Source organism: Mesorhizobium sp. WSM4850, from assembly GCF_055811735.1.
Genome location: NZ_JBVVPV010000029.1, coordinates 18,688 through 33,769 on the forward strand (window position 1 = coordinate 18,688; position 15,082 = coordinate 33,769).

Sequence of the window (15,082 nt, forward strand, 5' to 3'; positions counted from 1 at the left end):
GAAGGCGAAATACAGGTGGGAACATTCATCGTGCAAATGAGAGCATAATGGCAATCGATTAGAGCGATGACTCGACCAGCGATATATGGAGGCGCTTCGTCGCGTGGTGGGCTGCAGTCTGTGAGAATTGAGATCAAAAAACTCATCCTACAGCTGAAACGATTTCTTAGCGGTCAACCAGCTTCCGAAGCCTTCGGCAACGAGCGTCACGATGTTAGCTTGGGTTCTAGTGGCATCGACCGGATCGCCGACTGCGGAGGCGACGACCAGTCTTTGACCCGGGAAAGCTATCACGGATCCTGCGGCGAGAAGGCATGGGACGAACTCTCCGCTGACAATGGCCGCGACGAACCGCGCATTTTCGGCAGGGACAATGACAAGCTCTGCGGATCCGGCGCAGATGTTCTCTACGCTGGAAGCAGCAAGGATTATCTGACCGCGCGCGTTGACACACGGCTCCAGGACCGGATGAGCGGCTTCGACCCGAGGTTCGGGTGGAAGGCGCACATCATCGTTCTCGTCGATATCGAACTAGATACCTTCATCTTTCATACGGTGGGGTTCTACAGAGACGGTTTTGGCCCGAACTCCGTTGACAACGCCGGCGTAGTGCCCGGCTATCCGGCGAGTTGGTTTTACAACAGCAAGCCACGTAGGGCCTTTGCCTCGGGCGCGCCGGATAGCGGCGCACCACTGCGCACCCCAACCATCCCTGCCGTGTCCGGAGACCAGACGCGTTTGCCCTCCGGCGAGATCATTATCTTTCCCTTTAAACGACCGTGATTCCGAAGCGTGACAATCGGTCTCGACACTAGACGAGCTCATCAAAATCGTCTTTGGCTTCCAACCGTGCTTGGTGGCCGCCTTAGCAGCCCTCGCCAATCGGCAGGTCCACCTCGGCCTGGACCGAAATAGCCGCTTCTATCCGGATCAGCGCCTGTTTACTCCGGCGTTCGCGGCCTACCTCGTCAACGCTTCCCCTTCCAGACGATCCCCCTACCAACACGCCTGAAGTCAGCCTCGACAAAGCTGCGGACCGAATGCGTCCCGCGGTCGCGAGCACAATCGTCAGCTCGTGGTGCTGCAGGATGCGCCAGGAAAGCGAGCGGTTAAATTGAGTGGTGTACCCTGGGCATCAGAACTGGGAGGACTCCGTTCCACTTTCCGCATTGCGCATGACTGGAGAGATTTCCGGCGGGCGTCGTCTCCCGAGCAATGCTTTTCATGTTCAATGATTGTTTCGATGGAGCGCCTCTAAGGTATGAATGCAGGCATCACGGTAGAGCTTCGAACAGCATCGGTGCGGCTCCGGAACCGTCATCGAGCCAAAAACAGCGGCAATGTCGGCTTTTCAAAAATCCATCTGGTCACACCGCCGAAGAGCCGCTCACGCAGCCGACGGCTGCCATAGGCGCCCATGACTATCATGTCGGCAGAAATGTCGATTGCATGCTGCGCAAGCACCATAGCAGCCGGTTTGCCAGCACTTGGCAGTAGGTCAACCGACACCCGAGCACCGTGCCGAGTGAGATAGGCAGCGATGTCGGCTCCAGGCTCCGCGCCGTTCCCGTTGTAGTTCGTCTTCGGATCGACCAGGGCGACACGAACCTCCTCAGCAACGCATAGGAGACCCAGCGCTTCACGAACCGCACGGGACGCTTCGACACGCGAATCCCAGCCGACCAGGACGCGCCGTGGCCACAGGGTCACCTCACTGCCATTCGGCACAACGAGCACCGGCCTTCCCGTATCGAACAAGCAGCCGTTGACAACAGGAGGTCCGAGATTCTCGTCGTTGAGGAGCCCCGGTCCGATGACCGTAAGGTCGGCGCAGAGCGCGCGCTGTCGTGCCACTTCGCCGAGGCTTGCCGGATCGCAATAGTCGGTCTCAACGTCATAGGCTAGCGACATAGCTCTCAGCAGTTTCTGGATGTCTTTGGAGCGTTTTTCCAGTCTGGCCACGTCCTGTGTAAATCGGTCGATTTGTCGAAACCGGTCATTCAATCTGGCAATTGCCTGTCCACGTCCTCCAGGCCACTCGGGGGCACCATCTCCGATCGACGGATACGACATAAGGAGCATTGGAGGCGGTATAATCAGTACGGAAAGGTGCGCGCCGATTTCCGCACACAAGCCGGCGGCAGTTCTGACGTCCTGATCGGAATGGTCAGCGCCGGTCAAACAGAGTACGGTTCTAAAACCCATTTTCCTGCTTCTCCTGAGTATTCGTTTAGGGGCATTTCAGGTCGCAAGACCGGCTCACCGCGCGAGGGAGGGGAGTGGCACCACACCCGGCACTTGAATCAGTCGTCCGGCTTCTCGAGCGAGTAGCCGGCCGACCTTACGGTGCGAATGACACTGCCGGGCGAAGCCGTTTTCAGGGCTTTTCTGATCCGGCTGATATGGACATCGACGGTGCGTGGACCGACATGGATGTTGGACGGCCAGGCCGCGCCGATAAGTTCGTCCCGGCTAAAGACCTTTCCGGGAGCTTCAATCATAAGCCGCAGCACGTTGAACTCGATGGGTCCGAGGTGGATGTCGTGGCCATTGCCGCGAACCCGGTGGGCGTCGAGCTTCATCTCGAGGCCGCCACAGGAGAGCCACCCGCCGTTTTCAAAGCCATTTGCGCCCCGCTTCGTCAGCGCCAGTCTCGCCCGTAGACAGTCGAGCAGCTTGGCCGGGGCGATCGGCCGCACAAAGCTCTCGTCAATGCCAGCCTTCAGGAGATCGAGGTGCTGGTTCTCGGCGCCGGGCGCGATCAGGGCAATAATCGGCAGCCCGCCGGTCCGGGGCTCGCGCTTGAGCCGGGCGCAGATTGCAGACCCGGTTATGCTCGCTGGCCCGCAGTCCAGCACCACGGCCTTGAATTCCCGTTCGTCGGCCAATGCAAGCGCTTCCTTGGCGCCGCCTGCCGGCTCACTGGCGAAGCCGTCCACCTCCAGTATGTGGCTCAGGAACAGATAGAACTCGGTATCATGCGAACAGATCAGGACAAGTGGCTTCATCGGCGCTACCCCAAGAGCCCCATCGGCCCGGACCGCGTCGGCTGCGTAGGCTGGCCATGGCGGCTGCTCAAGACTTGTCATGACCCCTTCGCTCGACACCTGCTCTCATCACGCGCGCGCTACCTCGGGATAGGTTTCGATGGCTGCGATTGCGTCGCCGACCAGTTTCGTGCCGGCCTCGGCGAGCTTGCGGAGGGTCTCGAAGCCGAACCGATGCACGTCGCGCAGGGTCTTGGACAGAACGACCAGACGCCCGGCGGTGAAAAGCACGCGCCCGAAGCCCTCATGGCTCATTTCGATCATCGGCGATGCCATCAGGCCGGAGCGCTCCTCGATCGCAAGGGCGACGGCAGTGTAGAACTTGTCGAGCCTCCACAGCACGTCCGGATCGGGATCGCCGATGATTGGAATCGTACGGCGCTGTTCCTTGCTGACGATGAAGTCGGCCAGCAACTCAGCGTCCGCTTTGCCGTCCCATGACCCGTGGGAATCCTGAGCCCGGATCAGCCGCACGAGGCATTTGACGAACGGGCTGGCAAGGGCCGCCTCGTCCTCGTTGACAGCAGGGCTAACCGCGACTTCAAACATTTCGCTCTTCCTCGTTTCAGTCCTCGTCCTCGAAGGACGGTTTCTCTCCGGCGACACCAGCTTCGGCCAGCACCTTGCGCAGCCAGGGCGGAGGACATGTCCTCAGCATCGTCTGCGTGCGCAACAGCACCTCTTGGATGGGTTGTGGCTGCGGCACCTTGATTGGATGGATTTTTGCCGAGACAAGCTTGGCTGCCGAAGGTCCGCCGATCGCCAGACAAAACAGGAGGTGGCAGCCCTTCAGCGCTTCCACCTTCGGTGCGATGCGGTCATCCCCCTCGGTCCGATGTTTCCCCCTTTCGTCGGAGACGTCGTCGAAGGCAAGGGCTTCCAGGAGGTTCCATTCCTCGCGCGTCACATCGTAGATGACAAAGCGCTTGGCGGACCCGAAATGTGCATTGAGCTCCTTCATGTCCTGGGTTGCGATTGCCACGCGCAAAGCGCCTGCTTGTCGTTCACGCATCGGACCTTGAACCTCGTCAGTGACGAGTGAGAGGCGACGAACGGGGCCCACCTGGCGTTTCCCGCTTGCGGAATGGATCAAGTTCCTCAGGCGTCGGCGCATGCCGGTCGGCTTGGAACATGTTGGCAACCTCGAAAACCAGATCACGGGTCCCTTGATAGAGGATTGAGAGCTTGTGCTGGCTGCCGAGCCGGTCGAACACGGGGAAGCCGACGCGCATGAGCGGAATGCCAAGGCGCTGCGACGCCTGGCGTCCATGTGAATGGGTGACCAGAAGATCAGCGCCGCCGGCAAGCGTTTCCAAATCGCCGAGATCGCCGATCTGAATCGACTCCGCCGGTACCTTTTCCAGAATTTCCGACATATCGGTCGTCGTGACCGCCGCCGCGATTTTGGAGCCCATGCCCGTGAAGAAGGTTGCGAATTGATAGAGTTGGTCTGGTTCAGCAGCGATAGCAATTTTCTTGCCTCCGAAATGGAAATGTCCGTCGAGCAGCGCATCCTGCAATTGCGCCCGCCGGCGGCGCACACTGGCCGGCACAGACTCGCCAGAAATCGTGGACAGCAGGGAAACAAACTGATCGGCGTCCTTCAATCCGGTCAGTGACTCGAACAGCACGTAAGGGACACCGGTCACCTTGTGCAGCACCTCGGCCGGCCGGCGCATATGCTCGCAGACGGCAATGCAGTGCTCGGCCGCGCCGAGCTCGCGGATGTCCTCGACGCTCGTACCGCCATAGGTGGTCGGGACCCAGTGGTCTGGTACAGTACCGTCAAGCGAGCCTGAGAGGTCCGGCAAAATCACCGGGTGCAGCCCAAAGCTTTCAACCATCTCGCGCAAATGCTCGATGTCAGCCACAGTGAGGTTCCAGCCGGGCAGGATTGCGATCTTCTTTGACTGGCGCGCCCGCTCGCCAGGCCGCGTAATGCCTTCAATCATCGCGGTGACAGCCTTTGCCCAGCCCTCTTCGAGGGCGCCGCTGAAATCCGGCGTATTGACCAGCACGATCTCCGTACCCGCGAGTTCTTCCGCCCGTTTCAGCCTGATGTCGGCGACGTCGCCTGCGGAATCTTCGCCACGGGTTTCCACCAGCGCCGTCGTGCAGACCCCGATCAGCTTTGGCTTCGTGCGAGTCTTGAGGTTGAGGATCGCCTCTTCCAGATTGTCTGACCCGCCGAGGATGGTTGTCACTTCATCCATTGCGGTGGTCTGTAGGGGAATCGTTTCCTTGAAATGCCGCACTAAGAGCACGAGCGCGAAGCTGGTGCAGCCTTGGCTGCCGTGGAACAGCGGCATTGCGCCCTCGACCCCGAGAAAGGCCAGGGCGGCACCCAGCGGCTGTGATGATTTCAGTGGGTTGACCGAAGCTGATTTGGTCTGGGAAAGGATGCGGGTCATCGGATTTCCTCACCACCAGCCGAAATAGTCCGCGTCGTGCCGGCGAATTCCTGGGCAGCGTGCACCGTCGCGGTCTCGTTCTTCGTGCTCGGCTGTTCGTCCTTCACCCCAGGCTGGCAATCCCACGGGGCCCGCTCGCGCACCTGGGACCAGATCGGGTTGTGAATGGCGAGGTCGATCTGGCGTACGAGTTCCACCATGCCGTCATAACCGGCGTATGTGTGTTGGCGCTCCTGGTTGATGTCGAGCCAGGGCGTCTTGGCCTTGAGCGCGACGAATTGCGTGCGCCCACCCGACAGCATGATATCGGCCTTGCCTTCTGAGAGCATGGCGTAAAGGTCGCGCGCCGCCATCTGCTCGAACATGTGGTTGTCGGCGTTTAGGATCTGTTTGATGCGCTCCTTGTCTTCGACCGTGGATTTCTTGACCGAGGTGCCCACGATCTCCATGCCGATCTCCATCAGCGCATGGACGACCGACCAGGACTTCACGCCACCCGTGTTGAGCAGCACGCGCTTGCCTTGCAGCCCTCGCCGGTAGGCCTTGAGCTTCTCCCATGCAATCGCCTCCTGCTCAGCGATCAGCGTCTCTGTGCGGTCGAGGATCTCCCGATCGGCGCCCTTCCTCACCAGCAGCTCAGCAATTTTGCGGAGGGCTTCCGAGGTGTCCGAGATGCCGTAGAAGGAGCCCTCGAAGAAAGGGATGTCCCAGCGCTCGTCCATCTTGCGGGCTAGATTGATGAGAGCCGTCGAGCACACCACCATAGCCGCCCGGGCGCGGTGCGCGGAAGCAACGTCGAGATAGCGCGCGTCGCCCGGAATGCAGGCGCGTACCCGGATCCCGAGCCGATCAAAGAGCGGCTTTATCAGCCAGAATTCGCCGGAAAGGTTGAATTCACCAAGGATGTTGATGTCGTACGGCCCGGCGTCGTCGGGTTCCACCGTGCCGATGACATGGTCGAGCAGCGCCTCGGCGGCGAGCTTGTTGCCGAGGTTCTTGGAGCCGGCCAATCCCGGCGCATTGATCGGAACCACGGCCAAGCCGAATTTTTCGGCGGCGCGTTTACAGACTGCCTCGATATCATCGCCGATGAGCGCCGTCACGCAGGTCGAATAGACAAAGACTGCCGGCGGCGCATACGCTTCCTTGATTTCGCGGATCGCCTTGAAGAGCTTCCGCTCGCCCTGCCCCATCACCACATCGAGTTCGGTAAGGTCGGTCGTGAAGCTTGTGCGCCACAAGGTTGGCCCAGACGAAGCAGCACCTCGGTTGTCCCAGGAATTGCCCTCGCAGGCGAGCGGCGCATGGACCAGGTGCGCAACGTCAGTGATCGGCTGCAGGACGATCTTGGCCCCGTCAAACGCGCAACCGCCCGCTGCCGCTCCTGGCGTCAGCGGCCTTGTGCAGCCCTCCTTGCGCGCCTTGGCGTCCTTTCCACGGTTCTTGTCGCAGGCAGGCTCGTCGAAAACGTCCTGGATCTTGGCACTGAGCGCGGTCATCGCGTTAAGCCCCAAAGCCAATTCGGCAACGAACCGCCTGGGCGAAAAGCCGGCCGTCTTTTAGCGGGTGAGGTCATAGGAATAGTCCGTCACGCCCGTCTGGCTCGTCTCGCGATCGAGCTTGTCGAAGATCTTGTCGAGGATCGTGGTCAGCACGCGTAATCCGCCCTGGTAGCCCATGAGCGCAAAGCGATGGTGGTGGTGCCGGTCGAATATCGGAAATGTCAGCCGGATCAGCGGCGTGCCGGTGTCGCGCTCCAGATACTTGCCATAGGAATTGCCGATCAGCAGGTCCACTGGCTCGGTGAAGAGCAGAGACCGCATAGCCCAAAGGTCCTTGCCCGCCCAGACCTGAGCGTCCTTGCCGAAGGGCGAGGATGCAAGCAGTTTCTTCAACTCGGCTTCCCACGCCGAGGTGCCGTTGGTGGCGAGGCAATGTGTCGGCTCGCCGCCCGTTTCCATGACGAAGCGGGCCATGGCGTACACGAAGTCCGGGTCGCCGTAGATCGCGTATTTCTTGCCGTGCAGCCAGGACTGGCTGTCCGCCATGGCATCAATCAGTCGGCCGCGCTCCAGCCGGATTGCCTCGGGGATTTCCTTCCCGGAAAGCGCCGAGACCTTCATCAGCAATTCGTCAGTCGCCTGGACGCCGAGCGGATAATGGAAGGAAGCCGTGGCCTGCCCAACTTGCCCGCAATAGTCCAGCGTTTTTCGGGTGTTGTAGTGCTGCAGCGAAAGCGTTGCCTCAGCGTCGAGTGCCCCCCTCACCTCATCAATCTTCGTGCCGCCGTCGTACATCCGGTATTCCCCGTCCGATGGTGTATCGAACTGGTCAGACGCGTCCTGGATGAAGGTGTAGGAAACACCCATCACATCGAGCAGACGTTTGAGTTCCCTGTTGTTGCCAACGCAGAAACCGTCGAAGCCCGGAATGACGTTGATGCTTCCCTTGGTTTCCGTACGCTGCTGGCCCTTCCAGAAGTGCTCCAGAATACCCTTGAGCATGCCGTCATAGCCGTCGACATGGCTACCAACGAAGGCTGGTGTGTGGGCAAAGGGCACGTCAAAGTCGAGCGGGACTGACTTTTCCTCTTTGGCGTTCTCGATGAAGCTGTGCAGGTCGTCGCCTATGACCTCCGCCATACATGTCGTCGACACTGCGATCATCTTGGGATCGTAAAGCTGGTAGGTGTTGGCGAGCCCGTCGACCAGGTTCTTCAGGCCGCCGAACACTGCCGCGTCCTCGGTCATCGAGGAGGAAACCGCCGAAGCAGGTTCCTTGAAATGGCGCGACAGGTGCGAGCGGTAATAGGCCACGCAGCCTTGGCTGCCGTGGACGAAGGACATGGTCCGCTCGAAGCCCGCGGCCGCGAACACCGCGCCGAGCGGCTGGCAGGCCTTGGCGGGATTTATTACCAGCGCTTCCCGGGCGAGGTTCTTTTCGCGGTATTCCCAGGTCTTGGTAAATTCGCCTTGATCGGTAACGATCTGATCCGGGTGCGGACATTCGAAATTCAGCTTCTTCTCGGCGAGCATTTGCCTGTATTCCGGCTCGCGGAACAGGGGAGCGTGGTCGAGAATCTTTTCGGCCGACTGCGGCATTGGTATTCCTCTTTTTAATCTGGCCGCGCATTCGGCAGCTCAGATAGATCGAGACGTTTCCGGTAATCCCGAGGCTCACAAGCTCGCGGGGTTCATGGTCTCTCTGGGGAGACTAGGCCAGGACAGGGCGTCTATTCGGCAGCTATCGCCCGCCCACTGGGCGGGCGTTCTTTCCAAGGGGCCTGGTAGAGATCCCAGACCGGATTGTTGATGGCAAGATCCACGTCACGCGCGAAAATGGCAAAGCCGTCATAGCCGTGATAAGGTCCCGAATAGTCCCAGGAGTGCATCTGACGGAACGGAATACCCATCTTCTGCACCGGGTATTTTTCCTTGATGCCAGAGCCCACGAGGTTGGGTCGAACTCCCTCGATGAACTTCTCCAACTCGTAGCCGGTAACGTCGTCATAGATCAGCGTGCCGTTCTTTACGTAATGACCGGTGCGCTGATAGTCATCGTTGTGGCCGAACTCGTAGCCAGTGCCGACGATCACCATGCCGAGGTCCTCGTAAGCTGTGATGACGTGGCGGGGGCGCAGGCCACCGACGTATAGCATGACGGTATTGCCTTCGAGACGCGGCCGGTACTTGGAGATGACGGCGTCAACAAGCGGTCTGTACTTGGCGATCACCTTCTCGGTTTTCTCCTCGATTTCCGGCCCGAAATGCTTGGCTATGTTGCGCAGAGAGGTCTCGATCTGGGACGGTCCGAAGAAATTGTACTCCATCCAGGCGACGCCATACTTTTCCTCCATATGTCGGCAGATGTAGTTCATCGAGCGGTAGCAGTGGATGAGATTGAGCTTGGCCTTTGGCGCGCGCTCAATCTCGGCCAGTGTTGCGTCGCCCGACCAGTTGCCGACCACGCGCAATCCTATCTCCTCAAGCAAGATGCGCGAGGCCCAGGCGTCGCCGCCAATATTGTAGTCGCCGATCACGTTAACGTCGTAAGCACCGGCCTCGAACTCGACGTCCTTCTTGTCGAAGACCCAGTCGCGGATCGCGTCATTGGCGATGTGGTGGCCGAGTGATTGCGAGACGCCGCGGAAGCCCTCGCAGCGCACCGGCACGATAGTCTTTTCGTACTCCTTGGCTTTCTTGCGAGAAACTGCCTCGGTGTCATCACCAATGAGACCGATCGGGCATTCGGATTGCACGGTGATGCCGTTGTTCAGCGGAAACAGCATCTCGATCTCGTCGATGATCTGTTCCAGTTTCTTGTCACCGCCGAAGACAATGTCTTTCTCCTGGAAATCGGAGGTGAACTGCATTGTCCCGAACGTGTCGATGCCCGTTGTGCCCACATAGTAATTGCGTCGCTGTGACCAGGAATATTGGCCGCAACCGACGGGGCCATGTGAGATATGGACCATATCCTTGACTGGGCCCCAGACCACGCCCTTTGAGCCGGCATAGGCGCAGCCGCGGATTGTCATGACCCCGGGGATGGACTTGATGTTCGATTTGACGTCGCATTCGGAAAGGATCTCACTTTCCCCGCCAGCCTCATCCCCGCTCTTTGCGATGCTCAGGTGTTTTTTGCGGCGCTTCGCCGCCTTGTCGGGATATTGCGATAGCACCTCCTCGATAAGCTTCGCATGGAGAGCACCATCATTCTCGTATTCCAGGCTCATGGGACCCCTTTCAAGGTGTCTGATGACGCGTCACCGATGAAGCGCCGTTCTTTGCAAGGCGCCCCAACCCGAGAGGCGACCAATATCGGTCGTTACTGGGCGGCCGCCTTGGCCGCTTCCTTGGCCTGAAGCTCGGCAAGCATCTGCTCGTCGGTCTTCATGATGCCGAAGTCGAGCAGCATGTCCTCGAGCTCCTCCATGGTTATCGGCGTCGGGATGGTGCCCTGGCCAGAATTGGCATGGATCTTCTCGGCCAGCGCGCGATACTCTCCGGCCTGCTTGGAATCCGGCGCATACTGGATAACTGACATCTTCCTGAGCTCGGCGTGCTGGACGATGTTGTCGCGCGGCACGAAATGGATGAGCTTGGAGTTGAGCCTGGAAGCCAGGGCTTCAGCGAGGTCGAGCTCACGGTCGGTTTGACGTTCGTTGCAGATCAGGCCTCCGAGCCGCACGCCCCCCGAATGGGCATATTTCAGGATGCCCTTGGCGATGTTGTTGGCCGCATAGAGCGCCATCATCTCCCCGGACATAACGATGTAGATTTCCTGCGCCTTGCCCTCGCGTATCGGCATCGCGAAACCGCCGCAAACCACGTCGCCGAGCACGTCGTAGGAGACATAGTCCACATCGTCATAGGCGCCGTTCTCTTCGAGGAAGTTGATTGATGTGATGACGCCTCGGCCGGCGCAGCCAACGCCCGGCTCCGGGCCGCCGGACTCCACGCACTTGATGCCTCTGTAGCCAATCTTGAGCACGTCCTGCAGCTCGAGATCTTCCACCGAACCTTCCTGTGCCGCAAGATGCAGGACAGTATCCTGAGCCTTCGAGTTCAGGATAAGGCGGGTGGAGTCGGCTTTGGGGTCGCAGCCGACGATGAGGATTCTCTGCCCAAGGTCGACAAGGGCGGCGAGCGTGTTTTGGGAGGTGGTGGACTTGCCGATGCCGCCCTTTCCGTAAAAGGCGATCTGACGCAGACCTGACATTATAGATTTCCTTCCTTCGTTCCATCCGTCGCGGCTGGCCGCAATATGAATGCCGATGGGCAGCTCTTGCCGCCTCACACCGAAAGGGTCTCAAGACTCGTGCCAAGTAGCTTGCTGATAACCAAAAAGGTATTTTTTCGTTTGTGCCCCGCGAGTTAGCTTGAGCTCCAACAAGTGTTTGCTGCCAGCGAATTGTCGGAACAAGCCCTGTAGCGGACCCGACAATGCCCGACACAAGGCGTCAGCTTCGAGACCGACACTGGAAGAACTCGGGCCTTCGAGCTAGAGCCGACCTTTGGCTGCATACAGGCGGCGGCAAAGCGACCGGCTTGCGCGCCTCCCGCCGCGGGACATCAGACGTGCGTGCTCGGTAGCTGGTTGCGCATGGCTGGTTCGAGACTGGCCCCGCGAAGTCGGCATGGAACATGCCTGATGCGACGACTGCCGACGATCACATCCTCGTCCGGCTCGGAGAACCGGCACTGATATTGCACGCGGCGCTGTCACAACATGTCGGGCAGCGATGAACATTCCTTTCGTGCGACGCCGCCGGCAACGGCGTGCTCCTGGCATGAATGCGGGTCGCTGCTGCGAACCCATGTTGCAGTTGCACCCAAGCTGGCGAGCTTATTCATGACCGAATCCGCGACAGGCTTCATGGAGACTTTTCTGCACGGCCCAGAAAAGCCGGATCAACGATCTCGTCCCGCATGGGGCGCGGTCATATCGCTTGCCCTGGGCACCTTCGGGTTGGTGGCGGCAGAGCTTTTGCCTGCCAGCGTGCTGACGCCGCTCGCGCATGATCTGCATGTCACAGAGGGTGCGGCTGGACAGACGATGACAGCGACGGCGATTGCTGCGGCGATCTCTGCGCCGACGATCGCCTTCATAACAAAGCGCCTGGACCGCAGGATCGTCCTGTGGGCGATGATGCTGCTTCAGATCCTGTCCAACGTTCTGGCGGGTGTCGCGTGGTCGCTGCCGGTTTTCCTAGCGGCACGCGTCGTGCTCGGCATTGCGCTTGGAGGCTTCTGGTCGATTTCGGCATCGCTGGCGATTCGGCTGGTTCCAAATCATCTCCTGCCGCGCGCCCTATCAATCATCCTCACCGGCGTTTCGGTCGCTATCGTTTGCGCGCCTCCAGTCGGCGCCTATGTAGGCGACATCTGGGGATGGCGAGCCACCTTTATGATCGCCGCAGCCGTCAATGGCGTTACATTGCTGGTGCAACTCGTAACCATTCCGACGTTGCCGCCGGTTGAAATGGCTGGACTCCGCGGTCTGCTGAATGTGATCAAGAAGCCAACTATCAGGGTCGCGCTTTTGGTCGTACTGCTGGTCGCTTCTGGGCACTTCGCCAGCTTCACCTATGTCCGGGCCTACCTCGAGGAGATTCCCGCCCTCCGAATCGAGACGATCTCATTGCTGTTGCTCGTTTCCGGCGTATGCGGCTTCTTCGGCAATTTAGCCGGCGCATTCCTGGCGAAACACAGCCTCAAGGCAGTCGCGGCGCTGCCGCCCCTGCTCATGGCGATAGCCGCTGTCTCATTGCTGATGCCTGGAGCATCGGCCTCCGCCTCGGCCATTGCGGTTGCTGTATGGAGCTTTGGCTTCGGTGCGGTGCCGGTGGGGGTACAGACTTGGATGGTGCTGCGCGCCGTTCCCGAGCAGGCCGAAAGCGCCGGTGTGCTGATGACATCAACGTTCCAGATTGCCATCGCAGCCGGCGCGATCTTCGGCGGTTTGCTTGTGAACAATGTCGGCGTCGCCAGTGTATTTGCCTACAGCGCGGTTGCCACTTTCCTCGCAGCCCTCACGGTGTTCCTATTCGGCCCGAAACGCACAACCTAACCAACCTCTGACGGGAAAGACCTTCAGCTCAGCGCTCGCGATGCAGCCGCACCAGCCGCGCGGCGCGATCCCGCCCACGACTACTTTGTCGGTTCAGGCCTTCGTCTCGCCTAGATATGACCTGGGTCGCGGCTACCACCCGATGGGGCCTGGACCAGTGCCGGGCGCCTCGCCTCGCCGGTTTCACCGTTCGCGGCTACAGGAAGTGCATCAGCGTTCGCCCGGGCGGAGTTGGTCAGGTTACGCAGCCCGGGCGAGCGCGGGTCGCGCTAGGCAGCTGATGGATGACCAGGTGCCGTTCTTGAGGCGTAGCCTCGTCGATGTCCTGAGATTGCAAGGTGTCAGCGCTAGGGCTTCACCGTCGCGGATAACTATGTCCGACAGCCTCATGGCATGGACTCTTCCCACTGGCGGAGCCGACGAGCTTGGGAGATAGGGCGTAATCTGCTCTTCAATCATCGTTTGAAGGTCAGGCATCGTATGTTCAGCAACCGCGAGCTAGCGAGACGTCAAATCATCTCTTGCAACGCCGACGTTAGGGCGCAGCCGAGGGTCTCGCTCGAATTGCGGACGTCCCACCGACAAGATCATCGACCGCAATTTGCGTGCCCGGGTGGCGCTCCGTTTGCGTTGCGCCCCTTCCCGCTAACCAGCGGCGGCTTGGCGACGTTTCGGTCGGCCTTGCGACAATTCTAGTTCCGTTTCCGACACAGAGGTTTCGATGGACGCGCACGGCGAAGCCAGTTGGAACGCCAAGCATGTCATGATCGTGGCCGAGCCAAATTCGATCCTCATCGACTCGGGATCATGGCGATTGCCGAAGAGCGGCCGCCATGAATTGCTGTCACAGGCGTGCGTTCGCGTCAGTCATGCCTCTGCCAACACCGCTACTAGGAGCGCACTGTGCCCCTCGCTGCGGTGGTGCCCGCGGCTGCGCCGTGGGCATGGGCATGCGCTGTGTGGTGTTTGCCAGCCGGCGGAAGCGCAAATATCCGCGCTACACACCGACGGCTATGGCGCGCATCCCGCGTGGCGAAAGACGTCGTCCGAAAGGGGAGTGCAGAAGCAGCTTCATTGCAAATGGCATGTCTCTTGCTGCTCGTGCTCAGAGCCCATTGAACACGATGAAAGCGGATACCGAACCATGGCTGGCACGCGAAGCTCTAGACGATCGGCGAAGGCGGCGGTGGTTGTCCTCGCTGAAGACTGCGCATCGCCCGGTTTGGAGATCCGAACATCTGGAGCCGGGCCGTTCCCATAGACCAGAAGGGGGAAAGAATCGGGAGCCGCGTAGGGCATTGTCTCGCGCCCTGGCCTGGCAGCACCCCAGCGCGGCAATCCGATAGCCTCAGTAAAATCCAGTGCGCCAGTTTCTTCAAAAGGAGCAAGTTGATGACCGGTCAAAAGAAGGTCCCATTCGTCACGTTTCTGACGCGTGTTCGCGATGATTCAATCCAGGGGCCAAATCCGTACCGTTGGGAAGAAAAAACATCCGACGACTACTTTGCCGGCAAACGCGTCATCCTGTTCTCCCTGCCTGGCGCTTTCACCCCGACCTGCTCGACCTACCAACTGCCCAATTTCGAAGATCTCTACGAGGATTTCAAGAAAGAAGGAGTTGACGCGATCTACTGCCTCTCGGTCAACGATGCCTTTGTCATGAACGCATGGGGAAAGTCCTTGGGGCTGCAGAAGGTCGAGCTGATCCCGGACGGGTCTGGCGAGTTCACGCGCAAAATGGGCATGCTGGTTGCCAAGGACAATCTGGGCTTTGGTATGCGCTCGTGGCGCTACGCGGCTCTGCTTAATAATGGCGTGGTGGAGCAGTGGTTTGAGGAGGAAGGTTTCTCCGACAACTGCGAGACCGACCCCTATGGCGTCTCATCCCCGCAGAACGTCCTTCAATCATTGAAGGACGCTGCGTGACCTGGTGCACATCGACCATGCGCAACTGCGTTTTGGACGACACTGTGTGCAGAGCGCAAAGCTCTGGAGGCGCGCGGCCCGTGAGGTCGTTCAAACGTGACGCGGCTTAGAAGCGTCGACCTGTGA

Annotated in this window: 12 protein-coding genes; 3 read left to right on the forward strand and 9 right to left on the reverse strand. The window is 59.9% G+C overall.

The window, feature by feature from the left end:
* Positions 1–120: 120 nt before the first annotated feature.
* Complete coding sequence (locus AC0L2Z_RS23460) at positions 121–783, forward strand: hypothetical protein (RefSeq protein ID WP_473480573.1); 663 nt, start codon at positions 121–123, stop codon at positions 781–783.
* 534 nt (positions 784–1,317) lie between these two features.
* Here AC0L2Z_RS23460 and AC0L2Z_RS23465 read toward each other — a convergent pair.
* From AC0L2Z_RS23465 to nifH, 9 genes are all read right to left on the reverse strand, one after another.
* Positions 1,318–2,205 carry a universal stress protein gene (locus AC0L2Z_RS23465; RefSeq protein ID WP_473517681.1) on the reverse strand — a complete coding sequence of 296 codons (888 nt, stop codon included), beginning with the start codon at positions 2,203–2,205 and terminating at the stop codon, positions 1,318–1,320.
* Positions 2,206–2,303: 98 nt separating this feature from the next.
* Positions 2,304–3,089, reverse strand: coding sequence for a response regulator transcription factor (locus tag AC0L2Z_RS23470; protein ID WP_473629444.1), 786 nt, complete (start codon positions 3,087–3,089; stop codon positions 2,304–2,306).
* A 27-nt stretch (positions 3,090–3,116) separates the two neighbouring features.
* A complete protein-coding gene (locus tag AC0L2Z_RS23475) occupies positions 3,117–3,596 on the reverse strand; it encodes a NifX-associated nitrogen fixation protein (RefSeq protein ID WP_473511887.1) in 480 nt (159 codons plus the stop codon).
* 16 nt (positions 3,597–3,612) lie between these two features.
* Positions 3,613–4,110, reverse strand: a complete 498-nt coding sequence (gene nifX, locus AC0L2Z_RS23480) for a nitrogen fixation protein NifX (protein ID WP_163603092.1) — start codon at positions 4,108–4,110, stop codon at positions 3,613–3,615.
* The gene (nifN, locus tag AC0L2Z_RS23485) at positions 4,076–5,458 is read right to left on the reverse strand and encodes a nitrogenase iron-molybdenum cofactor biosynthesis protein NifN (RefSeq protein ID WP_473629445.1); all 1,383 of its coding nucleotides are present in this window, start codon (positions 5,456–5,458) and stop codon (positions 4,076–4,078) included. The genes nifX and nifN overlap by 35 nt, the downstream gene beginning before the upstream one ends.
* Positions 5,455–6,957, reverse strand: a complete 1,503-nt coding sequence (gene nifE, locus AC0L2Z_RS23490) for a nitrogenase iron-molybdenum cofactor biosynthesis protein NifE (protein ID WP_473629446.1) — start codon at positions 6,955–6,957, stop codon at positions 5,455–5,457. Before nifE ends, nifN begins: the two co-directional genes overlap by 4 nt.
* A 60-nt stretch (positions 6,958–7,017) precedes the next feature.
* Positions 7,018–8,559, reverse strand: coding sequence for a nitrogenase molybdenum-iron protein subunit beta (gene nifK, locus AC0L2Z_RS23495; RefSeq protein ID WP_473480581.1), 1,542 nt, complete (start codon positions 8,557–8,559; stop codon positions 7,018–7,020).
* A gap of 131 nt (positions 8,560–8,690) precedes the next feature.
* Positions 8,691–10,193 (reverse strand): nitrogenase molybdenum-iron protein alpha chain, encoded by a 1,503-nt coding sequence (gene nifD / locus AC0L2Z_RS23500; RefSeq protein WP_473629447.1) that lies wholly within the window; start codon positions 10,191–10,193, stop codon positions 8,691–8,693.
* A 92-nt stretch (positions 10,194–10,285) separates the two neighbouring features.
* A complete protein-coding gene (gene nifH, locus AC0L2Z_RS23505) occupies positions 10,286–11,179 on the reverse strand; it encodes a nitrogenase iron protein (RefSeq protein ID WP_065010720.1) in 894 nt (297 codons plus the stop codon).
* Positions 11,180–11,812: 633 nt separating this feature from the next.
* On the opposite strand from nifH, the gene AC0L2Z_RS23510 reads away from it, so the two are divergent.
* Both AC0L2Z_RS23510 and AC0L2Z_RS23515 read left to right on the forward strand, forming a co-directional pair.
* Positions 11,813–13,030 (forward strand): MFS transporter, encoded by a 1,218-nt coding sequence (locus tag AC0L2Z_RS23510; RefSeq protein ID WP_473488631.1) that lies wholly within the window; start codon positions 11,813–11,815, stop codon positions 13,028–13,030.
* Between the two features lie 1,392 nt (positions 13,031–14,422).
* Complete coding sequence (locus AC0L2Z_RS23515) at positions 14,423–14,956, forward strand: peroxiredoxin (protein ID WP_065010713.1); 534 nt, start codon at positions 14,423–14,425, stop codon at positions 14,954–14,956.
* Positions 14,957–15,082 lie beyond the last annotated feature (126 nt).